Annotated in this window: 21 protein-coding genes and 2 pseudogenes; 7 read left to right on the plus strand and 16 right to left on the minus strand. The window is 62.2% G+C overall.

What is annotated here, in order from left to right:
- Positions 1–511: pseudogene (locus ASG03_RS14070) on the plus strand (hypothetical protein); the annotation flags it as partial.
- Positions 512–601: 90 nt separating this feature from the next.
- On the opposite strand, the gene ASG03_RS14075 reads toward ASG03_RS14070, so the two are convergent.
- A complete protein-coding gene (locus tag ASG03_RS14075) occupies positions 602–1249 on the minus strand; it encodes a serine O-acetyltransferase (RefSeq protein WP_062694059.1) in 648 nt (215 codons plus the stop codon).
- Between the two features lie 519 nt (positions 1250–1768).
- On the opposite strand from ASG03_RS14075, the gene ASG03_RS14080 reads away from it, so the two are divergent.
- Complete coding sequence (locus tag ASG03_RS14080) at positions 1769–4018, plus strand: polysaccharide biosynthesis tyrosine autokinase (RefSeq protein WP_062694079.1); 2250 nt, start codon at positions 1769–1771, stop codon at positions 4016–4018.
- Positions 4019–4224: 206 nt separating this feature from the next.
- On the opposite strand, the gene ASG03_RS14085 is transcribed toward ASG03_RS14080, so the two are convergent.
- The 3 genes and pseudogenes from ASG03_RS14085 to ASG03_RS22265 all read right to left on the minus strand — a co-directional run.
- Positions 4225–5778 carry an O-antigen ligase family protein gene (locus tag ASG03_RS14085; RefSeq protein ID WP_062694060.1) on the minus strand — a complete coding sequence of 518 codons (1554 nt, stop codon included), beginning with the start codon at positions 5776–5778 and terminating at the stop codon, positions 4225–4227.
- Between the two features lies 1 nt (position 5779).
- Positions 5780–5941 carry a hypothetical protein gene (locus ASG03_RS22025; protein WP_244475261.1) on the minus strand — a complete coding sequence of 54 codons (162 nt, stop codon included), beginning with the start codon at positions 5939–5941 and terminating at the stop codon, positions 5780–5782.
- Positions 5942–5953: 12 nt separating this feature from the next.
- Positions 5954–6565: pseudogene (locus tag ASG03_RS22265) on the minus strand (metallophosphoesterase); the annotation flags it as partial.
- A gap of 292 nt (positions 6566–6857) precedes the next feature.
- Between ASG03_RS22265 and ASG03_RS14100 the strand changes: the two are divergent.
- The 3 genes from ASG03_RS14100 to ASG03_RS14110 all read left to right on the plus strand — a co-directional run bounded on the left by ASG03_RS14100 (position 6858) and on the right by ASG03_RS14110 (position 9806).
- A complete protein-coding gene (locus ASG03_RS14100) occupies positions 6858–8075 on the plus strand; it encodes a polysaccharide biosynthesis/export family protein (protein ID WP_062694063.1) in 1218 nt (405 codons plus the stop codon).
- 121 nt (positions 8076–8196) lie between these two features.
- On the plus strand, positions 8197–8997 hold the full coding sequence (locus tag ASG03_RS14105; protein ID WP_062694064.1) for a hypothetical protein: 801 nt from the start codon (positions 8197–8199) through the stop codon (positions 8995–8997).
- 128 nt (positions 8998–9125) lie between these two features.
- Positions 9126–9806: a hypothetical protein gene (locus ASG03_RS14110; RefSeq protein ID WP_062694065.1), complete on the plus strand. Its 681-nt coding sequence runs from the start codon at positions 9126–9128 to the stop codon at positions 9804–9806.
- A 194-nt stretch (positions 9807–10000) separates the two neighbouring features.
- On the opposite strand, the gene ASG03_RS14115 is transcribed toward ASG03_RS14110, so the two are convergent.
- A complete protein-coding gene (locus ASG03_RS14115; RefSeq protein ID WP_082475769.1) occupies positions 10001–10702 on the minus strand; it encodes a sugar transferase in 702 nt (233 codons plus the stop codon).
- Positions 10703–11069: 367 nt separating this feature from the next.
- Here ASG03_RS14115 and ASG03_RS14120 point away from each other — a divergent pair, with 367 nt between their 5' ends.
- Positions 11070–11252, plus strand: a complete 183-nt coding sequence (locus ASG03_RS14120) for a hypothetical protein (protein ID WP_062694066.1) — start codon at positions 11070–11072, stop codon at positions 11250–11252.
- 141 nt (positions 11253–11393) lie between these two features.
- Here ASG03_RS14120 and ASG03_RS14125 read toward each other — a convergent pair whose 3' ends face one another.
- The 11 genes from ASG03_RS14125 to rpoZ form a co-directional block, all read right to left on the minus strand.
- Complete coding sequence (locus ASG03_RS14125) at positions 11394–12557, minus strand: nucleotide sugar dehydrogenase (RefSeq protein ID WP_062694067.1); 1164 nt, start codon at positions 12555–12557, stop codon at positions 11394–11396.
- A 129-nt stretch (positions 12558–12686) separates the two neighbouring features.
- The gene (gene galE, locus ASG03_RS14130; RefSeq protein ID WP_062469102.1) at positions 12687–13682 is read right to left on the minus strand and encodes a UDP-glucose 4-epimerase GalE; all 996 of its coding nucleotides are present in this window, start codon (positions 13680–13682) and stop codon (positions 12687–12689) included.
- 107 nt (positions 13683–13789) lie between these two features.
- Positions 13790–16108: a Tex family protein gene (locus ASG03_RS14135; RefSeq protein ID WP_062694068.1), complete on the minus strand. Its 2319-nt coding sequence runs from the start codon at positions 16106–16108 to the stop codon at positions 13790–13792.
- A 153-nt stretch (positions 16109–16261) separates the two neighbouring features.
- Positions 16262–17239 carry a GTPase Era gene (era, locus tag ASG03_RS14140; RefSeq protein WP_062472021.1) on the minus strand — a complete coding sequence of 326 codons (978 nt, stop codon included), beginning with the start codon at positions 17237–17239 and terminating at the stop codon, positions 16262–16264.
- Between the two features lie 144 nt (positions 17240–17383).
- On the minus strand, positions 17384–18094 hold the full coding sequence (gene rnc / locus ASG03_RS14145) for a ribonuclease III (RefSeq protein WP_062469109.1): 711 nt from the start codon (positions 18092–18094) through the stop codon (positions 17384–17386).
- Positions 18094–18837, minus strand: coding sequence for a signal peptidase I (gene lepB, locus ASG03_RS14150; protein WP_062694069.1), 744 nt, complete (start codon positions 18835–18837; stop codon positions 18094–18096). Before lepB ends, rnc begins: the two co-directional genes overlap by 1 nt.
- A 150-nt stretch (positions 18838–18987) precedes the next feature.
- The gene (gene acpS / locus ASG03_RS14155; protein WP_062469115.1) at positions 18988–19407 is read right to left on the minus strand and encodes a holo-ACP synthase; all 420 of its coding nucleotides are present in this window, start codon (positions 19405–19407) and stop codon (positions 18988–18990) included.
- 30 nt (positions 19408–19437) lie between these two features.
- Complete coding sequence (locus tag ASG03_RS14160) at positions 19438–20073, minus strand: DUF2062 domain-containing protein (protein ID WP_062694081.1); 636 nt, start codon at positions 20071–20073, stop codon at positions 19438–19440.
- 380 nt (positions 20074–20453) lie between these two features.
- Positions 20454–20606 (minus strand): DUF3563 domain-containing protein, encoded by a 153-nt coding sequence (locus ASG03_RS21130; protein ID WP_082475770.1) that lies wholly within the window; start codon positions 20604–20606, stop codon positions 20454–20456.
- Positions 20607–20747: 141 nt separating this feature from the next.
- The gene (locus tag ASG03_RS14165; protein WP_062469118.1) at positions 20748–22973 is read right to left on the minus strand and encodes a RelA/SpoT family protein; all 2226 of its coding nucleotides are present in this window, start codon (positions 22971–22973) and stop codon (positions 20748–20750) included.
- A gap of 265 nt (positions 22974–23238) precedes the next feature.
- A complete protein-coding gene (rpoZ, locus tag ASG03_RS14170) occupies positions 23239–23643 on the minus strand; it encodes a DNA-directed RNA polymerase subunit omega (protein WP_062469121.1) in 405 nt (134 codons plus the stop codon).
- 501 nt (positions 23644–24144) lie between these two features.
- Here rpoZ and ASG03_RS14175 point away from each other — a divergent pair.
- A complete protein-coding gene (locus ASG03_RS14175; RefSeq protein WP_062469124.1) occupies positions 24145–24729 on the plus strand; it encodes a LabA-like NYN domain-containing protein in 585 nt (194 codons plus the stop codon).
- Positions 24730–24778 lie beyond the last annotated feature (49 nt).

Raw genomic sequence — 24778 nt, forward strand, 5'->3', positions numbered from 1 at the left:
GGTCCGCCACCTCGACGGCGCCAAGGAGATTTCGTCCTATGACGCCGCAGGCCAGATCTCGACCCATGTCACGCTGGCGAAGGACGGGTCGCGCACGGTCGAGACCTTCCTGAAGGACGGCAGCGGCAATGTCCGAACCGACGCCTATGACAGCGCCATCAAGCTGTTGCTGGCCGATGTCCGCCATCAGGACGGCTCGCACGCCGTGACGGTCTACGCCAACGAGCAGACCTTCCATGGCGGCGCCGGCAACGACACGATCCAGTTCCGCGACACCGTCAAGGGCACCTTCGGCTACGACGGCGGCAACGACACGCTCTCGAGCTTCAACGTGACGCAGGGCGCGCAGGACCGAATCGTTCTCGACGATCACTGGGCTACGGGAATGGGCGACCTGCACATGCACCAGAGCGGCAGCGACACCGTCATCTCCTTCGACAACGGCCACAGCATCACGCTGACCAGCGTCGCGGTCGGCAGCGTCACCGCCGGAAACTTCCTGTTCGTCTGAGGACGGCAGCGTGAGGCCGTTTCCCTCCCGTTCGCGGCCTTTCGCGAACGGGTCGGGCTTTGCGCACGACAGCCTCGGCGTCCCCTGCGGTCAGATGTCCAGCGGCTGCGAGGGCGAGGTTCCGAGAAGGGTCTCAGCCAAAACCTCCGTCTCGGTCTCGCCTTTGGACTCGGCCTGAAGCTCGGCCGGCGGCGCGACTTTCTTCGGCAGAATCCTGGCGGGAACGCCGATCGCCGTTGCCTCGTCCGGGACATCCTTCAGGACGACGGAATTGGCCCCGACCGACGAATGTCTCCCCAGCGTGATCGCGCCGAGAACGGCGGCACCTGCGAAAATCTTCGCACGATCGCCAATAATCGCATCCCTCAGGCTCGTTGGGGAGGTTCGCCCGATCGTCACGTTTTGAAGAACCGTGACATTGCGTCCGATCTCGGCGGCGCCGATGACGATGCCGAATGGATGTGGCGTATAGAATCCGCCGCCGACCTTGGCCGCCATGGCAAGCTCCGAACTGAAGCAGAGACATGTGGCCCACCACAGGATCCGGCGGAGCAAACGGCCGACGAGCGGTATCCGCACCACGATTTCCTGCAGCCGTCGTGAGAAGACGAACTGGAATCCCGGCGTCAGAAGAAACATCCGCAGCGTGAAGAGCAGATTGACGGGTCGATTCTCGTTTTCCGCGAACATGCGCAGATCGGCTTTAATCTTCTGGAAGGGCGTTTCCTGAGCGTCCATCGAAAGTCTCCACGCGGGTCGCATTGATGTCATGACGTCGCGGGCACGACGCGTCGGGCAACAGAGCAAACGGTCCAGCTCTCCTGGGATGACGCTGCACGACGTCCCGCTGGATTATCCAGTTTGCAGTGCAACATAAACCTGATATCAAATCCCGAAGGCGTTTCAAGCGGGCATGGACACATTCCAGACCCGCGTGGTGTCCGGCCGGACCTGCAAGGCGTCTCGCAAGACCTTTGTGCGTCGAAACGACAAGCTGGGTTTTCACACCCTGACATTGACTTTAGATACTGCTAACAATGACCTAAGGGAATGAACAGCTTTTCGTAAGCGGCCAGGATATGGAAAATCCATAAACTGTCTTATTCCCGGGTTAATGTTCTTTTACACGGCCAGCAATCTGGCTTCGGTTTCTCAGGGCGTGACACGGCGAATTCCGTTCTCGTGCCGGCCAGGAAACGACAGCAACGAGGTAAGACATTGCAAGTCCACAATAGCGATTTCGTCGGACACTCCCAAATCGAGAAAGCCGGCGGGAATCAGTTCGATGTGCTCGATATCGAATGGATGCTCGGAATTGCCCGGCGCCAATGGCGCGTGGTTGCCGCCGGTGCGTTTCTGGCAGCGCTTGCGGGCCTGATCTATGTCATGACCGCGGTCCCGCTTTATACGGCGGATATCAGCGTCCTCCTCGACTCCGAGAAGAATCAGCTGGTCGAAGAGCTTTCGATGTCCGGCGCCGGGCTCGAGGACGAGACCGCTCTCCTCAGCCAGGTCGAAGTCTTGACGTCGGAGACGATCGGCCTTGCCGTCGTCGACAAGCTGAAGCTGGGCGAAGATCCCGTCTTCATGGCCGAGCCGCGCTCGATTCTCGGCACCGTGCTGGCCCCGGTTCGCGCCCTGATGAGCATTCCGAAGTGGTTTGCCTCGAAGCAGGTCGAAGACGACGCCGCAGCGCGACGCGCCCAGGCGCAGCTGATCCTGTCCCGCAACATGTCGGTCGACCGGGTGGGCAAAACCTATGTGCTGCGCATCGGCTACACCTCGCCCTCGCCCCAGATGGCCGCGAAGATCGCCAATGCCATCGGCGATGCCTATGTCGTCGACAAGCTGAACTCCAAATATGAATCGACCCGCCGCGCCAGCGCCTGGCTGCAGGAGCGGATCGTCGAACTTCGTCAGAAGGCGCTGGAAACCGACCTCGCGGTCCAGAAGTTCCGCACGGCAAACGGCCTGGTGTCCACGGGCTCCCAACTGGTTTCCGACCAGCAGCTCTCCGAGCTGAACACCGCGCTGATCACCGCGCAGGCCGAAACCGCTAAGGCTCAGGCCCGCCTCGATCGCATCCAGAGCATCGTGTCGTCCGGTCAGTCCGATGCGATCGTGACGGACGTGCTCGACAGTTCTGTCTCGACGGAACTGCGCAAGAAATATCTGGACTCGGCCAAGCTCGAGGGCGAGATCTCCAAGAAGCTCGGCCCCAATCACGTCCAGGCCGTCCGTCTTCGCGCCGAAATGGCGGAATACAAGCGCCTGATGTTCGAGGAAGTGAACCGCATCGCCGAGAGCTATCGCAGCGAGGTCGACGTGGCCGCAGCGCGCGAGAAGAGCCTGCAGGACAGCGTGTCCAAGGCGACGAACATCAGCGCGACGGCCAACGAGACCCAGGTTCAACTGCGCGAACTCGAACGGGAGTCCGACACCTACCGCACGCTGTATCAGACCTTCCTGCAGCGCTACCAGGAAGCCGTGCAGCAGCAGTCCTTCCCGGTGACGGAAGCCCGCATCATTTCCAGCGCGTCTGCTCCGGAAAAGGCGAGCTATCCTCGCAAGCCCCTGGTTCTCGCGCTCTTCGTCATCATGGGTGCCGCCGCCGGGACCGGGATCGGCGCCTTCCGGGAGTTCCGCGACCGCTTCTTCCGCACGGGCGATCAGGTTCGCGATATTCTCAAACAGGAGTATCTCGGCGCAGCGCCGCTGGTGATCGAGTCGAAGCAGCCGCGCAACACGCTGCAGGTCGGCGAGGTCAATCCGCGGCTCATCAACAAGCAGAGTTCGATCTCGGATTACGTTCTCGACAACCCGCTGTCCGCCTTCGCCGAGACCTTGCGCAGCGCAAAGATCGCGGCGGACCTGTCGATCCTCAGCAACAAGTGCAAGGTCATCGGCATCGTGTCGACCCTGCCGGGTGAAGGCAAGTCCACGGTCTCGACGAATTTCGCCGAGCTTCTGGCCAGCCAGGGCAACCGGACGGTGCTCATCGATGCCGACCTTCGCAATCCGGGCACGACCCGGATGCTGGCCCGGCATGCCCAGGCGGGCATTCTCGAGATTCTGCTCGACGACAAGGCACCGCAGGATGTCCTGCTGTCGAACCCGCGCACGAAACTTGCGTTCCTGCCGGCAGTGATCAAGCATCGCGTGCCGCATTCGTCGGAACTGCTGATCTCGCCGGCTATGCGCGGGCTGATCGCCAAACTCTCCCAGCATTTCGACTACATCATCGTCGACCTTCCGCCCGTCGGGCCCGTCGTCGATGCCCGCGCCATGGCGAGCACCATCATCGACGCTTTCGTCTACGTGGTGGAATGGGGCCAGACAGCACGGCGCGTCGTGCGTCACACCCTGAACACAGAACCGCAGATTGCCTCGAAGTGCCTCGGCGTCATCCTCAACAAGGTCGATAACGAGAAGATGAAACTCTACCGCTCGTACGGTTCGAGCGAGTACTACCACTCGCGGTATTCGCAGTACTACCAGGAAGGCTGACCGACCCGTCGCTTTGCCCGAGGGGTTTCAAAACCGCCTCGGGCCGATGCCTGCGATTTTTCCCGAGCGACTGCCCCGGCCGAGGGGATCGATCGGACGCGACAATGCAGAGCCGTTCCCGTCGACCCATGGGCGGCAGGCTCTCCGGCACCGACGACCCCGCGGCCCGCAAACCGGCACGATGACGCCGGCAGGACCCGGCGGTCTCACCCGGCCCCGCTTCCTCCGTGTTCCAGCGCACCAATGGGTGCCCGCCCCTGCATCCGAGCCTCGTCCGGCGCGCCGTGCGGCAGCCTGCCCTTCCTCAAGCAGATCGTCGTGACGGGCCCGAGAACCGCCGCAAAGAAGGTCGCGAAGCCCGGTATCTGGAGCGAGAAGTCGACAGCGGCATGCGCCGCGACGAGCACGGTCGCGCAGAAACCGGCCGCGACGAGATAGGACCGGTTTTTCCGCGCCGCAAAGCCCTTCCAGAAAATGCGCCCGAGCACGCCTGCCGTTGCGACGAGCGCGACGGGGAAGAAAATGCCGAGCGCCAGCAGGCCTTCGAGATAGACGTTGTGCGCCTTGTCCCAGATCCCGACCACGCCGCAGGCGGGTTCGCGATAGGGGGGATAGATGTCCTGGAAACTCGTGAGACCGGCCCCTTTCGGCCAATGATCCGTCGTTGCCGACCAGATGGCGTGAAGGGCGCAAAAGCGGGGGTCGACCACGCCGGTCTCTTCGAAACGCTGCTGGACCCGACTGCTCAGAACGGAAAACACGAGAAGCGGAATCCAGACAAGCGCGATGGCGATGGCGATCCGGCGACCGGCCTTTCTCCAACCCGTTCGGCGTCTGCGCGCCGGGGGCCGGTAGCGGGGACCGAAGGTGAGAAACAGGATGAGCCCGACCAGCGCGATAAAGGTAATGACGATCGCTGCGCGGGAATTGGTCAGGAACTCGGCGGCCAGCGTCACGAGAAACAGACCCCCGAAGGTGACGGCTGCGGCAACCTCCCTCGGCTGTTCCAGCCGACCGCCGACATTGAGAAGGCTGAGGAGCCTGTAACGGTCGATCTTGGTCGCCGCGTGGACGGCGAGCGCCAGCAGCATGATCGACACGACGCCAAAGAAGGTGCCTGCCGTGTTGCGATTGACAAAAGGTCCCGTCAGGCTGTCGCGATAGAACAGTTTCGGCTGCAGGAGCACGAAATCGGGCGTCGCCACGAACTGCAGCACGCCGATGACGGCCACGGCGCCGCCGATGACCGCAACGGCCTTGAAGGCGCGCACGGCCTTGTCCTCCCGATCGAACAGGATGAGGGAGGTCATGAAGACGAAGATCGGAAGCGCCGCCTTGAGGAGGCCGAGCAGGATATCGCCCGCTGAGACGGAACCGGAGCGTTGCGCCTCCGGCGCGAGACCCTGGACAGGCTGCCAGAGCTTTTCCTCCACCAGGCTGGGCGGCCAGGACCATGTCTGCATCCAGGACCAGAGTGTCAGCGCGGCCAGCAGACCCAGCGCGAACCAGAACGGCTTACGCGCGGTCGACGGCTCGCCCTGCGTCAGGAATGCGAGAAGAAGCACCGTGCAGGCCATTGTTGCGGTGAGACTGAGCGACAGTGCGGCGTTCGCGCCATAGGACAGGACGGACATGAGGAGGACGCACCAAAACCCGAGCGTGATTGCCCTGCGCGAAATCCGCATCAGGCCGTTTTCTCGCGGCGACGATGGCGCGCCATCCTTGCCTGCCGGGGGACGCCGACGTGCACGGTTCAGCATGTCAGAGCACCTCGCAGACATTGTCGAAGATCCGCACCGCCGTCAGCCGGCCGGTCATGTAGGCGCCGGTGTCGATGCCGACGCGCGTGTCTGCGAACTGGGGCTCGACCGTCATTGTATGGCCGTGCACCACGGTCAGCGGACTTTTGGAGCCCTCCGTCAAAAACGGCTCCCGTATCCACATCAGATCCTCATCGGTCTGTTGTTCGATCGGCAATCCCGGCCGGATCCCCGCATGGACGAACAGGAAATCACCGATCTTGAGAGCAATGTAGAGATTTTCCAGGAAAATCCGATGCTGGGCCGGAATGCGCTCGTCCATGGCCGCGCGCAACCCAGACATATCGCCCCGCCGTCCGCGAAAACGATCGACATCGATGGAGTAGGATTTCAGCGTCGCCTCTCCCCCCATCTCCAGCCAGTCGAGATGTCTTTGGGGATTGCGAAGAAATCTCAAGAACATGTCGTCATGGTTTCCGCACAGCGGCACCCGCCGGAACTCGTTTGGCGGCGCCTGACAGAGATGATCGAGGACCGCCGCAGATTGGGGGCCACGATCGACGTAGTCTCCAAGATAAACGACGATACCAAGACGTTGCTGGAGCCGAACATCCTCGCGAATTTTTGCCTCGACGGCGTAGAGTTCCCTGAGACAGCCGTGAATGTCGCCGACGGCGTAGAGGGAGTAGCCTTTCTCGATCCCATCGAGGTTCAAACGGGCCCTTTTCTGGCGCGGATAGGCCGGGTTCGATTTGCGAAAACCGAAGGCATGAAATAAAGACTTCATCGGAAGTGTATTCTCTCTGGCGGAGTCATGAGCTCATGCGTAAGTTTAACATGAAAGTCTCTGGCAGCGTGGATTCCTATAGCGAGCGATCAAATGGACGTCGGGCCGTGTTTTAAATATGTCATAATCTCTTAATAGGAATCCCGTGAAGGCCGTCCCTATCCCTATACTTGTTGCAGCATGGCAACACGCGCGACGGTATTTCACTTCTCCACACCTATCCACCCGTGTGTAATAGCTTATTAATGCACACTCCGTAATGGTCTGTTATGGTCCGTTTCATCTGCGGAGAATGAATTTGCCCTATCAAAACGCATATATTTTATCCTTGTTGGCGTCTGTGGCCCTGGCGGGATGCACGTCCACCCCCAGTTCTGGCCCTTCGGAACGCGACATCACCAGCCAGGCGACCATTCGGGTGAGCGCAGCTCCCACGAAAGGGCACAAGCGCGTCGCGAATGTCGATTACGCCCTCGTTGATATCACATCTGCGGTGCTCGCCAACGTTGCAACGGCTGTCAATGCCTCCCTCCAGGGAAGCTTCGGCGGTGGCAGAGGTGGCGCGCCGTCGCTGCCGCTCGGCGTGGGCGACGTGGTGCGGGTTTCGGTCTTTGAATCCCAGGCCGGCGGATTGTTCATTCCGGCGGATGCCGGCGCGCGCTCGGGTAACTTCGTCAACTTGCCGGACCAGACGATCGATCGCAACGGCACGATCAGCGTTCCCTATGCGGGACGGGTCCAAGCGGCGGGTCGCTCCGTGGATGCGGTCCAGGCCGACCTCGAAAATGCTCTCGCCAATCGCGCGATCGAGCCCCAGGTCGTCATCACGAAGGTCAGCAGCATCTCGGCACAGGCCGCCGTCCTCGGCGACGTCAAGGAGCCGGCCAAGATCGAACTGACGGAAGCGGGCGACCGCATTCTCGACGTGCTCTCCCGCGCAGGCGGCTTGAGCACGCCGGGCGAAGAAACCTATGTGACACTGCAGCGTCGGGGCCGGTCGGCGACCATTCTCTACAATCATCTGATCAACACGCCGAGCGAGAACATCTTCGTAGCGCCGGGCGATACGGTCATCGTCGACCGGGAACGCCGGACCTATCTGGCCTTCGGCGCCTCCGGCGAGAATGGTCGCTTCGACTTCGAGGAATCGAACCTCACCATGGGTGAAGCGCTCGGCAAGGCCGGCGGCCTGCTCGACGGCCGCGCGAACCCGAGCCAGGTTCTGCTCTACCGTGTCGTCAGCAAGGAATTCCTGAGAAGCCTCGGGGCCGACGTGTCGCGCTATCCGAGAGACCAGGTTCCCGTCATCTTCCGGGCCAACCTGCGCGATCCCTCGTCCTTCTTCCTCATCCAGAAGTTCCCGATGCAGGACAAGGACATCCTCTACATCACCAATGCGGACTCGGTCGAAGTCATCAAGTTCCTCGATATCCTCAATTCCGTCACCTCGACGGCTTCAGGCGTGAGCTCGGACGTCGTCAACACGCGGGATGCTGGAAAGGCACTCTGATCACCAGACAGGACCCGAGCGAGAGATGTTGGACGCTTAAAGGAAAGTTAACAACAATCAGTTGCATCGGCCATCGTTCCGTGAGATCAAAATTGACAATGTTTTTCAGGGGGAAACCGCTATGGCGTCTCATCTTTCCATACGCAAGAGCCGATATCTGATTTCGGTTGCACTGATGGCCGGGCTCACGGCCGGCAGTGCCTTGGCACAGGATGCGACGGTGGGCACGACACCCGCAGTGGTACCGGCGCCGATCGTCGCGGCTCCGCCGACAAGCGTCGCGCCGGGGGCTCCGGACGCTTCGTCCGTCGTGCCCGCGGCGCAGCCCACAGCTCCTGCGGCGGCACCGCCGGTGACGGTTGCAGAAGCCGTTTCCTGCCTTATGCCCCCGGCAAAATTGTCGGATGAAAAGGTTTCCGAGTTCACCAGCGATCCGCAGTCGCTGCTGCTCGGCACCGAATCCGGCGGCATGATCCTGTCCACGCGCGTGAATGGCCTTGCAGGATCAAGTTCTGCGACGCTCGACAACATCATGGCGCTGACGACGACGGCCAACAAGGCGCAGATCCAGGCCATCGGCCAGGGCCTTGCGCGTGCGGCGACGATCTGCGCCAAGGCAAGTCCGCCGTATGCAGCGTTGATTCAGTCGAAGGTCGCCGAAATGAACAGCGAAACGCTCAGCCTCGCCTTCGTGGCCGGTCTTTCGGACGTCCAGACGGCGTCCGTCAGCAGCGGGGCCGGCGGCGCGTCGAGCGGCGCTTCGGGCATTGGCGGCGATGGCACGGCTGGCGGTGGTACGGCCGGCGAGTCCGGGGACGACTCCATTCCGACGACCTCCGGCGTGTTCAACGGCAAGGGCGTGGGTTCGGCGTTCAACGTCCCGACGGACGGATCCAGCTCGCGGTTCGTCAGCCCAAACTGATCGTTCTACGCGGTTGAAATTTCAGAACGCCGGGCGTTTTTCCAACGTGCGGCGTTTTTTCATGTCATGCGGACGATAAGGCAACACAGTCCGCACCACAGCCCAGCGTCGAGGCAAGGTATTCACAGATGGAGACGAGGTCGCCAAGGGCAAGGACGTCCTTCCCGCTCAAGACGCTCCTGTTCTTGCCTGTGCCCCTGCTGTTCCTCACCGTCTCCGTTTCGCAACTTCGGGTCACGATGCAGGCCTACGATCTGCTCTATGCCGCCCGGTTGATCGACAGCGGCAAACCCGTGAGTATCGACTACATCGATACATTGCTGGACACGATGAAGGCCGATGACATTCCATGTCGGCACGACGTGGTGACGGCGGTGATGACGACGCGATTCCATACCCTGGACAGGCTTAATGCCGCCGCGACGAACCCTGAGAAATGGCAGAAAGCGCTTGACCAGGCCGGTCAGTTTGTCCGGCGCGGCCTCGCCTGTTTTCCGACGGACGGCGGTCTTTGGCTTCGCCTCGCGGTCGTCCGCTGGGCCGGCGATGCCCCGGCAGCCGACGTGGCGATGGCCATGACGCAATCACAGCAGTCGTCCCCGGTGGAGACGGCACCGCTGCTCGGCCGCATCGAGATGTGGAACCGGATGTCGCGCGCGGCCATCCAGGCGGCGGAGCCGGCTGCACGCGCCGACATTACGACCTATGACGCCTACTTCAGGGCGATCAAGCCGAAGGCACTGTTGACGCCCAGTCCCGCGCTTGCGGATCTCATGGCATCTGTGGGGGTTGCCCCTTCGAAGGATTGACGCGTCCACGCGCCTTCGGTCGTCAAGCGTTCGAGACCAAGCACAGACCCTTCCCGCTGCGCACGCGGTACGTGCCGCTCCCCCTCGTCGACCCCAAGCCGCCAAAACGCAAAAAAACCGCAGGCGATCGTTCGATCACTGCGGTTTTCTGTCGATCAAGACCGATCCGTCTTGGACCGATCGGGGGCGTCGGATCAGAAGCCTGTGCCGCCACGAAGTTCGGACCAGGCCGTCTTCACGATGATGTTCACATCCATCCAGAAGGTGAAGTTGTGAACGTAATAGATGTCGCAGGCGATGCGCGCACGGGCCTTCACGGGGTCCGTCGTCGGGCCGCGCAGGCCGCGGACCTGGGCAAGCCCGGTAAGGCCCGGCTTCACCATGTGGCGGTTGTGATAGTGCGGAACGAGATCTTCATAGAGACGATCTGCGGCCAGCATACCGATGGCATGGCACCGCGGGCCGACCAGCGACATCTGCCCCAGGAGAACATTGAGGAGCTGCGGCAGCTCGTCGATGCTCGTCTTGCGGAGAATGGCGCCGAGGCGCGTGATCCGGGGATCGTTCTTGGTGGTCTGCGCGACGCCGGTGGTGTCGCACAGATCCGTCCGCATGCTGCGAAACTTGTAGATCCGGATGCGCTTGCCGTTCAGTCCCCAGCGAACCTGGGAGAAGATCGGCGAACCCGGGCTTTCCAGCCGAATAGCAATGCACACCAACAGGAAGAAGGGGAGCAGGATCGTCAGCGCCGTCAAAGATACCGCAATATCCAGAGCGCGCTTGGCAGCGAAGTGCGCTGCCTTACCGCTCTGCACGTCCCGAACGGAACCCTTCGTCAGGGCGCCGCGGGAAATCGTTGCTGCATCGGCATAGGTCATCGTACCGTAGTCCTTCATGCCGGCCTCCAAAAAGTTGCCATATCATGTTGCATCGCAATATGCCTCATAATCAACCATCTGTCATCGCCAATTAGAGATTCTATTAACTACGGGCAGCTGCTATGCAGCTGATGCATAGCTCCAACCCGCGTCACGGAAACATCCGGCGATAACGCGCCATCTCAATCGATCATAAAGATGGTAACCTTGAGGACGATATGCGGCGAATGCATGGGAAAGACGACAGTTGCATGATTTGTGTAAAATTTTTTCTTTCCACTTCAGTCGCTCTTCACCAAGCCCTTGAGAACATTGACGGAGACCCTGTGAATTAACGCCTCCGTAGGGCCGAGACCGTAGCCTTGGCTCAACACAGGAGGCACACATGTCCGTGCGATTGAAAAGTTGGTCTGCCGCATTCGGCGTTTCCATCGCCCTCTGGGCCATCATCCTTCAGGGCGGGATGGCCGTCTATCAGAGCGCCACGACCGGCGGCCTGAGCGAGACGGCCATGGCGGATGCCGCGGCAGGCTTGCCGGGCGAGCCGTCGGTCACGGCCCGCTTCTAATGCATGTCGCCCGAAAGTGTGCGGCGGTTTCGGGAAACGACAGGCATCAAAACAAGAACGTAAAGCCCGCGGCGGCGCCCCGGTCGAGGGCCCCGGCCGCCTGCATGCGGGCCCTGAGGGTAAGGCCCGTCTCGTCGCGGGTCAGTCCGCCCCGAACAGATCGCGCGTATAGACCTTGTCCGCCACGTCGGCCAGATCGTGCGTGTTGCGGTTGGCAACGATCACGTCGCAGGTCGTCTTGAACTCCGAAAGATCGGAGATCAGCGGCGACTTGAAGAACTCCTTGCCCGGCAAGGACGGTTCGTAGACGACGACCTCGATGCCCTTGGCCTTCAGACGCTTCATGATGCCCTGGATCGACGAATCACGGAAATTGTCAGAGCCTGCCTTCATCACGAGGCGATAGATGCCGACCCGCTTGGGGTCGCGTCGCAGAATGCTGTCTGCAATGAAGTCCTTACGGACGGTGTTCGCGGTGACGATCGCGCCGATCAGCGACTGTGGCACCGCATCGTAGTTTGCGAGCAGCTGCTTGGTGTCTTTGGGCAGGCAGTAGCCGCCGTAGCCGAAGGACGGATTGTTGTAGTGCGTTCCGATTCGCGGATCGAGTCCGACGCCGTCGATGATCTGGCGGGCGTCCAGACCGTGCATCTCGGAATAGGTGTCGAGTTCGTTGAAATAGGCGACGCGCATGGCGAGGTAGGTGTTGGAGAACAGCTTGATCGCCTCCGCCTCGCTGGAGTCGGTCAGGAGGATCTGGACATCCTTCTTGATGGCACCCTGCAGGAGAAGCTCGGCAAAGACCCGCGCCCTCTCGGACCGTTCTCCGACCACGATGCGCGAGGGATGGAGGTTGTCGTAGAGCGCCTTGCCTTCGCGCAGGAATTCCGGCGAGAAAATCACGCTCTCGCGCCCGAGCGATTGTTGCAGGCGCTTCGTGTATCCGACGGGGATCGTGGACTTGATGACGATGACGGCGTCGGGATTGACCGACAGGACGTCCGCAATCGCAGCCTCGACGGACCGCGTATCGAAGTGATTGGTCGCGGTGTCGTAGTTCGTGGGCGTTGCAATCACCACGTAATCGGCACCGGCATAGGCGTCCGCCTTGTCGCCGGTCGCCCGGAAATTCAATCCGCGGCGCAAATAGTCCGACACTTCCGCGTCGACGATTGGGGACTTCCCGCCGTTCAGGAGATTTACCTTGTCGATATTGGTGTCGTAGGCAACGACCTCGTTGTGCTGCGCGAGCAGCATGGCGTTGGAAATTCCGACATAGCCGAGACCGGCAACCGCTATTTTCATTGTGAAACCTTCTCTGGACATAAGGACCGATAGCTGTCCGACACATGCATCGTGTCGCAAGGTGCGTATGTAAGCAGCCAGTATGCTGCAGCGCAGCAAGCCCTAACGCGAAGTTGGCGGTTCAACAAGTCACTCGGTCGCGTTTCTGCGCGACAGGCGATCCTCCCAGTTGAGTGCATCGCGCACGATCACGTCGAGATCGTCATATTGCGGCGTCCAGCCAAGTTCCTGCATCGCCAGAGCGGGATTGGCGACGATCATGGCCGGATCCCCTGCCCGGCGTCCGGCAAACTCGACCGAGAAATCCGCGCCGTGGACGCGCTTGACGGTGTCGAGCACCTCGAGAACGGAGAATCCGTGGCCGTAGCCACAATTGGCAACCAGCGATCCGCCGCCGGCGCGCATCCGCTGCAGCGCCTTCAGATGGGCCTGGACCAGATCCCAGACGTGAATGTAATCCCGCACGCAGGTGCCGTCCGGCGTCGGATAATCCGTACCGAAAACGCTCATGGATGCGCGTTTGCCAAGCGCCACGGCGCAGGCGATCTTGATCAGATGCGTCGATGTCTTGGAGGATTGACCGGAGCGACCCTTGGGATCGGCGCCGGCGACGTTGAAATAGCGCAGCACCGTGTAGGTCAGGTCGTGCGCGGCGGCAGCGTCGCGCAGCATGATCTCCGTCATCAGCTTGGACGAGCCGTAGGGCGATTCCGGACGAAGCTGCACGGTTTCGGTGACAGGCTCCAGGACGTCGGGCGTACCGTAGACGGCCGCTGTCGAGGAGAACACGAAATGCGGAATGCCGGCCTTCACAACACTCTCGATGAGCGCGCGCGACTTGACCGTGTTGTTTTCGTAGTAGCCGAGCGGATCGCTGACACTGTCGGGGACGACGATGGAGCCGGCGAAATGGATCACGGCATCGATATCATTGTCCGAAAAGATCTGCGCCAGCAGAGCTGAGTCGGCAATGTCGCCTTCGTAGAAGCGCGCTTCGGGGGCAATTGCCCAACGGAAGCCGGTGGAAAGACGATCGATGACGACGACGTCCTCGCCCGCTTCCTGCAGAGCCCAGACCATATGGCTGCCGATATAGCCGCCACCGCCCGTTACAAGTACCGCCATGCCATGCCTCTCCGTTGATCTTCGCCGTTGGTATGCAGCGATCGTCGTCTTCTGACAAGATGGCGTGCGCCAGGTGCCCGTCCCGACGATCGCGGTGCCGCGGGCGCTTACGTCCGCTTGGCGGCGCGCAGCAGCGCCTCGCCCAAGGCGCCGGTTGCAGACGCCTGCGGCTTCTCCGGCTTCATCGGGCGATGCTCGGCCCGCGGGCCTGGCGCGGATGCCGGCCGGCCGGAGGCTTCCCCGCCGTCCTTGCGCATGGTGAGGCCGATGCGCTTGCGCGGCACGTCCACTTCCGTCACGCGCACCTTCACCACGTCGCCCGCCTTCACCACCTCGTGGGGGTCCTTGACGAAGCGGTCCGCAAGTTGGGAGACGTGCACCAGGCCATCCTGATGCACGCCGATGTCGACAAAGGCGCCGAATGCGGCAACGTTCGTCACGGTGCCTTCCAAGAGCATTCCGGGTTTCAGATCCTTGATGTCATCGACGCCGTCGGCAAAGGTCGCGGTCTTGAAGCTCGGACGCGGGTCGCGGCCGGGCTTCTCCAGTTCCGACAGGATGTCGCGAATGGTGGGCAGGCCGAACCGCTCATCGACGAAGGCCCTGGGATCGAGCGACTTCAGAAGCTGCGAATCGCCCATCACCGCGCGCACGTCGCGCCCGCAGGCGGAGATGATTTTCTTGGCGATGCCGTAGGCCTCCGGATGCACCGACGACGCATCGAGCGGCTCCTTGCCGCCGGGGATGCGCAGGAACCCGGCGCATTGCTCGAAAGTGCGGGCGCCGAGGCGCGGTACGGTCTTCAGCTCGCTGCGCGTCTTGAAAGGACCGATCGCATCGCGATGGGCGACGATCGCCTCGGCCGTCGAGCGACTGAGGCCCGAGACGCGTGCGAGAAGCGGCGCGGAGGCCGTGTTCAGATCAACGCCGACGGCGTTCACCGCATCCTCGACCACCGCATCCAGCGATCGGCTGAGACGCCCTTGGTCGACATCGTGCTGGTATTGCCCGACGCCGATCGACTTCGGCTCGATCTTGACGAGCTCGGCCAGCGGATCCTGCAGCCGCCGCGCGATCGAGACGGCGCCGCGCAGGGAAACGTCGAGGTTCGGAAACTCGTCGGCCGCCGCCTGCGACGCAGAATAGATGGAAGCGCCTGCCTCGGACACGATGACCTTGGTCGGTTTCGATCCAGGCAGCGTTGCCAGCATGTCGGCGACCAGCCGCTCGGTCTCGCGACTGCCGGTGCCGTTGCCGATGGAGATCAGCTCTACCTTGTGCCGGGCGATCAGCCGGGCAATCTCCGCTTGAGCGCCACGCACGTCGTTCTTCGGCGGAAACGGATAGACGGTCGCGGTTTCGAGCAGTTTGCCCGTTCCGTCGACGACGGCCACCTTGACGCCGGTGCGGATGCCCGGGTCGAGCCCCATCGTCGCGCGGGAGCCGGCCGGCGCCGCCAGCAAGAGGTCCTTCAGGTTGCGCGCAAAGACGTGGATGGCCTCCTCTTCGGCCCGCTCGCGCAGTTCGCGCATCAGGTCGAGCGACAGCGACATCGACAGCTTGACACGCCAGGTCCAGCGGATGACCTCCATCAGCCATTGGTCGCCCGGCAGACTGCCGAGCTGGTAGGCCGCGGCGATGATGCTTTCGACCGGCTTGACCGGGGACGGATCCGCCTCGTCGACGACGATATCGACCGAGAGGATCTCCTCGTTCCAGCCGCGCAGCATGGCCAGCGCCCGGTGACCCGGCGCGGTCGCCCAGCGCTCGGTATGATCGAAATAGTCGGAAAATTTCGCGCCCGCCGCTTCCTTGCCGGCCACGACCTTGGCCCGGAGAAATGCGCCGCCGCGCATGTGGCCGCGCAGTCTGCCGAGCAGGTCCGCATTCTCGACGATGCCCTCGGCAACGATATCACGCGCGCCATCGAGCGCCGTCTTCACATCGGGCACGTCGGGCGAAAGAAACGACGCAGCCCGCTCCGCCGGCTTGATGCGGCGATCCAGCAGGATGGCGTCGGCCAGGGGACCGAGCCCCCTCTCGCGCGCGATTTCCGCCTTGGTGCGGCGTTTCGGCTTGTAGGGGAGATAAATATCCTCGAGCTCCGCCTTCGTCGTCACGGCAGCGATCTTCCGCGCGAGATCGTCGGTCAGCTTGTCCTGGCTGCGGATGGACTCGACGATCGAATTCCGGCGGGCTTCGAGCTCGCGCAGGTAGACCAGGCGTTCGGCGAGCGTGCGCAGCTGCGTGTCGTCGAGGCCGCCTGTGACCTCCTTGCGGTAGCGGGCGATGAAGGGCACCGTTGCGCCACCATCCAGCAGCTCCACCGCGGAGACGACCTGGGCCTGCGTTGCCTTGATCTCCTGCGCGATCAGAAGTGCGATCGGCGGAACGGTCCGCGGGGTCGTCTGTGCGGGCTGCGACATGCGGTGCGATCTCCTGTTTGCGAGTCGCGCGGACCATAGAGAGATCGGACGGCGCCGCCAAGACGCCGGGAAGCGACCGTGTGGCTAGAGGCGCTCCGCAGCGCCCATGCCTCAGGCGCTGCCGAGGTCACGTCGGCGCCATTACTTCGATGCCTATCCGCGCGGGAATTCGAGGCCCATCTCGCGGAAACGCTCGGGATCGTCGCCCCAGTTTTCCCGAACCTTGACGAAAAGGAAAAGATGGACGGGTTGGTCGAGAATTCCGGACAGTTCCTTGCGGGACGCCATGGAAATCGCCTTGATGGCTTCTCCGTTTCGGCCAAGCGCGATCTTCTTCTGGCTGTCGCGCTCGACATAGATGACCTGCTCGATCCGCACCGAGCCGTCCTTCTTTTCCTCCCAGCTCTCCGTTTCCACATGCGAGGAATAGGGAAGCTCCTGGTGCAGGCGCAGGAACAGCTTTTCGCGGGTAATTTCGGCGGCGAGCTGGCGCATGGGCAGGTCGGAGATCTGATCTTCCGGATAATACCACGGGCCTTCCGGCAGGGCGTCTGCGAGATAGTCCATGACATCGTCACAGCCGGAGCCGGTCAGGGCCGAGATCATGAAGGTCCGCTCGAACGAGACGACCTCATTGGCGGCGGATGCCAGCTGAAGCAAATCTTCACGCGACACCTGGTCGATCTTGTTCAGCACGAGGATCTTCGGCTGGTGGACTTCCTTCAGCCCCTCCAGAATCATCTGCGCATCGCCCTTGAGCCCGCGTTCGCTGTCGATCAGCAGCATGATGAAATCCGCATCCTTGGCGCCGCCCCAGGCGGTCGTGACCATGGCGCGGTCGAGCCGACGGCGCGGCTTGAAGATGCCCGGCGTGTCCATGAACACGATCTGGGCGCGGTCGTGGATCGCGATGCCGCGCACGATGGCGCGTGTCGTCTGCACCTTGTGGCTGACGATCGAAACCTTGGCCCCGACCAGTCGGTTGACCAGCGTCGACTTGCCGGCATTGGTGGCGCCGATCATGGCGACGAAGCCGGAATGCGTGGGACGGCTGTCAGCGTCCGTCACGCCGTCGATGTCAGTAGCAGCGTTCTGCGTCGTGTCGGCAGGATCCGTGTGATCTTCGGTCATCATATCCGTCAATTCGTTAAGGGCCGGCATGTCTGTCGGCGTGAGTATGAACCGCAATCGCTTCCGCGACCAGAGGCTTGGAAAAGGTTGGCATCCTGCGCGATCCGACGCCGGACATCAGGCGCCGAAGGTCAGGCTCCGGGATCAGGCACCCGAAGTGACCCAGACCCCTTCCCGCTCGAGAATGCGGGTTGCGGCGGTCTGTTCGGCGGCGCGCTTGGAACGGTCGATGCCTGTCTCGGGCGCAACGCCTGGGATGATCACCGTCACCGTGAAGCGCGGATCGTGATCGGGACCGGAACGGTCGTCCACGCGATACTGCGGTGCGACGCCGAACTTGGCATGCGACCACTCCTGCAGCTCGGTCTTGGCATCCCGGCGGGCGCCGTCCGCACGCGTGGCCCGCGCCTTCCAGTGCCGGAGCACGAAGCCGCGCGCGGCTTCCAGCCCGCCATCGAGATAGATCGCCGCGATCAGGGCCTCGATCACGTCGGCGCGAATGTTCAGCACATGCTTGCCGGACAGTTTCTTCACATCGGCGCCGGCGCGAATGAAGCGATGGAGCTCGATCTCGTCCGAAATCGCCGCACAGCTTTCGGCACTGACGAGCTGGTTCAGCCGGACGGACAGTTCGCCTTCGTTCGCCGATTTGAAGGTCTGGAACAGGAGTTCCGCAACACAGAGGCCGAGCACTCGGTCCCCGAGGAACTCCAGCCGCTCATAGTCGGATCCACCGGAATTGCGCGCGCTCGAATGCGTGAGCGCCCGGTCGAGCCTGACCTTGTCGTTAAAGACATAGCCGAGCACGTCCTCCAGGCGCTCGCGCTCCTGGGGTCCGAGATCGCGCGGTTTCATTACTTCAGAACCTTGAACAGGCGGTCGTAGCGCAGATTTGCCGGCCATTTCCAGATTTCGAGGAAGGAGGTGTCGTGACCGAGCGAGAAGAAGATGAGGCTGGCGCGGCCGACAAGATTTTCCGCCGGCACGTAGCCGACGTCGAAGCGGCTGTCGGCGGAATTGTCGCGGTTATCGCCCATCATGAAATAATGACCCTCCGGCACCACGAACTCGCGGGTGTTGTCGCCCCGCGTATCCGGGAACTGGTCCAGCGTGTCGAAGCTGACGCCGTTGTCGAGGGTTTCCCGGTAGACCGGCACGTCGGCGCCGGTGTCGTACTGGTCGTCGGCCCGGAAAACACCGGCGGGCTTGCGGGCGACTTCCGTGTCGTTGACGTAGAGGATGGAGTTGCGCACCTGAATCCGGTCGCCCGGCAGGCCGATGACCCGCTTGATATAGTCGATCTCGGGATTGGGCGGAAAACGGAAGACGGCGATGTCGCCGCGCTTGGGGTCGCTGCCGAAGATGCGGCCGCTGAACAGGTCCGGCGAGCGCGGCAGCGAGTATTTCGAATAGCCGTAGGCGAACTTGTTGACGAAGATGTAGTCACCGACGAGCAGCGTCGGCATCATCGAACCCGAGGGGATGGTGAAGGGCTGGAACAGCACGGTCCGGATCACGAGGGCCAGAAGCAGGGCCTGGATGATGACCTTCACATTCTCCCAGAGACCGCTGTCCTTCTTTGCGATTTTTTCTTCCACGCCCGTCCATCCTTGTTTGCCGCTGACCGGCGCTTGTGTCGTCCGAATGCCGTTGGTCTGAAGGGGTCCGTAAGAGTGCGCTATATGGCTCAGGCGCCCTCGCAAAAGTGCGCAGCGTCAGGCACAGCCGGACCTCGACTGTGCCATCCTCTAGCCGCTAACGTCTTCCGGAGCAACGGGCAGCGCTTCTATTATGACGAAGGCCTGCGCCAGCGGATCGTCGTCGGTGATCGTGAGATGGATGACGGCCCGGTGGCCGTGCGGCAGCATGCTCGCGAGGCGCGCGGCGGCGCCCCCGGTCAGCACCATGGTCGGCTTGCCGCCGGGCAAGTTGACGACGCCCATGTCCTTCCAGAGCACCCCCTGCCCGATCCCGGTTCCCAGCGCCTTGGAACAGGCCTCCTTGGCGGCGAAGCGCTTGGCATAGGACGCCGACCGGTTCTTGCGGCCCTCGGACTTCGCGATCTCGACATCGGTGAAACAGCGCTGGATGAAGCGCTCGCCGAACCGGCTGAGCGAGTTGTCGATACGCCGGATGTCGATGAGGTCGCTGCCGAGGCCGATGATCATGGAAACCTGAGGGGTTGGAGCGAGTAAGGTTTAGGACGCCTGCGTCTCTTTGAGCCGGCCGGCGAGACGCGAGACGCGCCGCGACTGGAACAGTCGGGCTGCGGCATAGGCGCCGATGTAGAAAACCACCGCACTGCCGACGACCAGCGGCAGGCTGCCGACCAGCAGCGGCTTCAGCACCGGCCCCCAGAGTTCGGAAAACCGGAGATGCGTCAGCATATGCAGCATGTCGTCTCCCCCCAGCGGAACGGGGCTTCCCGCCCCAAGAATGGCGGTGCCGATCTCGTAGCTGGTCGCGAGAATGATCGGGATGGTCAGCGGGTTGGCCAGCGCGGTCGCAATCCCGGCGGCGATAAGATTGCCGGAAAAGAGATAGGCAGCGGCGACCGCGATCAGGATGTGGAGGCCGACAAAGGGCGTCGCGGAGGACGCAGCCCCTGCGGCAACGCCTACGGCGATGGAATGGGGAGACGACGACAGGCGCAGGATGCGCAGGGTGAGATAGCGCAGCCCGCGCGTGAACCCTTTGCGCGGCCATACGAGCTCGCGAAGCCGGGTCGATAAAGTTGCGGGCTGACGACGTCTGAAAATCATGATGCCGTGATAGACGACGGCCGTGTGGCCGTACAATGGCAATCTGATGCCTGCGCGGGCATTCTGTTGCATTTGGCTGTCGCATCCGGACGCAAAGGCGAAGGCCGGACGGCCTTCGTTCGCGCAATCGAACCGGATCGGCCGCCCGCGCGCTATGGCGAACTGCGTGGGCGGAGCATTCATGCTCCCGGCGATCACGGCTGAACGCGGGCCCGCAATGAGCCGCATCGCGCAGCGATCACCCGCGATCCCTCGGGCGAAGATCATGCTCGTCGAAACCGACCCATCATGTGCCGAGATCCGACAAGCGCTCCCTGCCGTGTGCCATCATGGCGCGTTCCGGCGGGAAGGAAACGTCAGCGTCAACGGCCGCGACACAGACACGTGTCGCGCAAGCCAGCCTTGCACCACGCGCAAGGCTTCCGTTTTCATATGCCTCTTTCGAGGCAGGCTCAGAAGCCGTTGCGGAAGAGGCCGCGGTCGATCTGACGCTGGCGATATTCGAGGTCGATCCGGTCAGACGAGCCATTGAGGTAGCTCAGTTCGCGTTCGCTTGCCGACAGAGGGCGCAGGGCGCCAGTAAGCTTCTTGATCTGCTTAAACATTTTGGTAAACCTTTCTTCGTTTACCTCCCGAGGCAGAACATAGGGGTTTCCAGCACTGTCCACCAGCGTTGGCTTCGGCGGGCAGCCATGCGGGACACGCATATCGCCACCTGCCGGAGCCTCGCTTGCGGGCGCCCCTGCCTACAGGAAAACCCGCTTCACCGTCGAAACGACCGGCAGTTCCTTCAGCTGGGTCAGCATGTGGTTCAGCTGGCGCAGATCCCAGACCTCGATGTCGAGCAGCAGCTCGCTGAAATCGGCGGCGATCGGGCCCATGGTGATCGCACGGATGTTGATATCGCCGGTCGCCAGGGATTGTGCAATGTCGGCAAGCGTTCCCGGCTCGTTCAGCGCGTTGACCTGCACGCGCACCATGAAGCGGGTGTTATTGGCCTGATCCAGATCCCAGCGCACATCGATCCAGCGCTCCGACTCGTCGTCGAACTGCTGCAGGCTCGGCGACTGGATCGGGTAGATGGTGATCCCCTTGTCTTTCTCCATGATGCCGACGATGCGGTCGCCGGGCACGGCACCGGATGCGCTGAAATGGACGAAGGCATTGCCCGAAAGGCCGCGGATCGGCAGGTCTTCCGGCCCCCCGGCATCGATGGGCGTCGCGGTGCTCTTGGAATGGCCCGGGATCTTGAACGCCATGCCGGCCGCCGAGCGCATGGCGAACCAGCCGTCGTCGGTGGACGGCTTCGGCGTCACGCGCTCGTCCTGGTGATCGGGATGCATGGCGCGCAGCACGTCGAGCGAGGACAGCTCGCCCCGCCCGACGGCAGCGATGGCATCCTCGATATCCTTCTGACCGAGGCGATGCAGGATCGGCTTCATCGCCTCGCGCGAGAACGGCTTGCCGGCGCGCTCGAAGGTGCGCTCCAGGATGCGGAAGCCGAGCCCGGAATACTGCTTGCGGATGGCGGCCTTGGTTGCACGCCGGATCGCGGCGCGGGCCTTGCCCGTGACGACGATTTCCTCCCAGGCCGCCGGCGGAACCTGAATGCCCGAACGGACGATTTCAACCTCGTCGCCATTGGCGAGCCGCGTGACCAGCGGCATGATCCGGCCGTTGATCTTCGCCCCCACGCAGGTGTCGCCGATATTGGTGTGGACGGCATAGGCAAAATCGATGGGGGTCGCGCCGCGCGGCAGAGCGATTAGCTGGCCTTTCGGCGTAAAGCAGAAGACCTGGTCCTGGAAGAGTTCGAGCTTGGTATGCTCCAGGAACTCTTCCGGATTGTCGCCTTCCGCCAGCGCCTCGATCGTCCGCCGGAGCCAGGAATAGGCATTGGAGGTCGGCGACAGCTTGACGTCGCCCTGGGCCTCGGCCCCATCCTTGTACAGCGTATGGGCGGCAATGCCGTATTCGGCGATTTCATGCATGCGGCGCGTGCGGATCTGCAGCTCGATGCGCTGGCGCGACGGCCCGACGATGGTGGTGTGGATCGACTGATAGTCGTTCTGCTTCGGCGTCGAGATGTAGTCCTTGAACCGGCCCGGGACGACGCGCCACCGCGTGTGGACGATGCCGAGCGCACGATAGCAGGCGGGGATGTCCTCGACGATCACCCGGAACCCCCAGACGTCGGACAGCTGTTCGAAAGACAGCGACTTCGACTGCATCTTGCGAAACACGGAATAGGGCTTCTTCTGACGCCCCTTGACGCTGATGCCCGTCAGCCCCTTGGCCGCCAGCAGGTCGCCCAGCTCGTCCTCGATCTTCTTGATCAGGCCCTCGTTGCGCGCGGACAGCTCGTCGAGACGCTGCGTCACCGTTTCGAAGGCATCGGGGTTGATGTGGCGGAAGGAAAGGTTCTCGAGTTCCTCCCGCATGTCGTGCATGCCCATGCGGCCCGCGAGCGGCGCATAGATCTCCATCGTTTCCTCGGAGATCCGGGCGCGCTTTTCCGCCGACATGTGGTCGAGCGTGCGCATGTTGTGCAGTCGGTCCGCCAGCTTGACGAGAAGAACGCGGACATCGTCGGAGATGGCCAGCAGGAGCTTGCGCAGGTTTTCGGCCTGCTTGGCCTTGCGGCTGACGAGATCGAGCTTCTTGATCTTGGTCAGGCCCTCGACCAGCGCGCCGATGTCCTCTCCGAAGAGGTCGTCGATCTCGGCGCGCGTCGCCGTCGTATCCTCGATGGTATCGTGCAGCAGCGCGACGGCGATCGTCGCCTCGTCGAGATGCATTTCCGTCAGGATAGCCGCGACTTCCAGCGGATGCGAAATGTAGGGATCGCCGCTCGCACGCTTCTGCTGGCCATGTTTCTGCATGGCATAGACATAGGCCTTGTTGAGCAGTGCCTCGTTGACGTCGGGCTTGTATTTCTGAACCCGTTCCACGAGTTCATATTGGCGCATCATGCGTGTGCGGCTCCGCGGGGGCTGTATATCTGCAGCGTCACTCCTTCAATGGGATTCCATTTAAATCATGACGTGGCGACAACGAAAAGCGCGTCCGGTGCAAACCCGGACGATTCTGACGATATGACACAGTGCTACGGCAGATTTGCCACCATGGGAATCGATGCTGCTGCAAATCATCGTGCTTTCTTGTCGCGACCGCCCGAAAACGAAAAAGCGCCGGACGATGCCGGCGCTTCTGAACAATACGACCAGAATGGGACGATCAGTAGTCGTCGCTCTTTTCCGGGGGAACGAGGCCCTCGATGCCGGCGAGAAGCTCTTCTTCCGTCATGCGGTCGAAGGTCACGGCTTCCGGCTGGTCATCGTCATCCGACGCGTCGGAGAAGGACGCCGCGCTGCCGCCGGTGATCGATGCCGGATCGGCCTCGGGCTCGTCGACCTCGACATGCTTCTGAAGCGAATGGATCAGGTCTTCCTTGAGGTCGCCGGGAGACAACGTCTCGTCGGCGATCTCGCGCAGCGCGACAACCGGGTTCTTGTCGTTGTCGCGATCGATCGTGATCGCTGCACCCTGGGAGATCAGGCGGGCGCGGTGGCTGGCGAGCAGCACCAGCTCAAAACGGTTATCGACCTTGTCGATGCAATCTTCGACCGTAACGCGGGCCATTGCGTATCCTTCGATGGTTCAAGCGCCGGACGCGGCCAGAAACAGCCCTGCCTGCGCAGATATTGACGATGAGAGCGACCAAGCGCACGAGCGGCTTTCCGCCTCTCGGGAACGGATTGGTTGCCGGATACATCCATTGGGGCGAAAATTCAAGTTTTTCATGATGCGCGGCGCGATAAAGCCTCCGGCCGAGCGGTAGTATTGTTTTCCCCGTGTATCACCGAGATTGCGGATACAACCCAACAACTTTAGGTTTGTATGAAAGAAAGACAGTTGCGGGGACGTTTGAGAGTTCGTTTAACATGTTGATGCGCAGGCTGCGCATCGAGACTAGTGGGTGTCGAAAAACTGTGCTCGAACGACATTTGTTCTGTACCGAACTTTTCTCTCGATCGGTCGTGAGATAAGGACAATGATCATGATGCTCCGGCATGCACTTGTTCCGCGTTCGTGAATGAACATGGAAGACGGTGCGAACCTCGCCGGTTTGAAGGAATGCCAATGTTCGATCCGCGTGAAAAAATTGCTCTCTTTATCGACGGTGCGAACCTCTACGCCGCCTCGAAAAGCCTCGGCTTCGACATTGATTATCGTAAGCTTTTGAAAGCTTTCCAGAAGCGTGGCTACCTTCTCCGCGCCTATTATTATACGGCCCTGATCGAGGATCAGGAATACTCCTCCATCCGCCCGCTGATCGATTGGCTGGACTACAACGGCTACAAGGTCGTGACGAAGCCCGCCAAGGAATTTACCGATTCGCTCGGCCGCCGGAAAATCAAGGGCAATATGGACATCGAGCTTGCGATCGATGCCATGGAGCAGTCGGAAACGGTGGATCACCTCGTGATCTTCTCGGGTGACGGGGATTTTACCACACTGGTGGAGGCACTGCAGCGCAAGGGCCGAAAGGTCTCGGTGGTGTCGACCATGTCGACCCAGCCGCCGATGATCGCCGACGACCTGCGTCGGCAGTCGGATCACTTCATCGACCTCCTCAGCCTCAAGGCGGAAATCGGGCGCGACCCCTCGGAACGGCCGTCGCGGCATGTCGAGCCCGTCCATCAGGACGATATCGGCGGCGCCTGAAACGCGGATCGGCGCGGTAGGCTCCCCGCCGGGGGCCCGCCGCGCCGAA

Origin of the sequence: Rhizobium sp. Leaf341 (assembly GCF_001424325.1) — a bacterium.
Taxonomy (GTDB): domain Bacteria; phylum Pseudomonadota; class Alphaproteobacteria; order Rhizobiales; family Rhizobiaceae; genus Ferranicluibacter.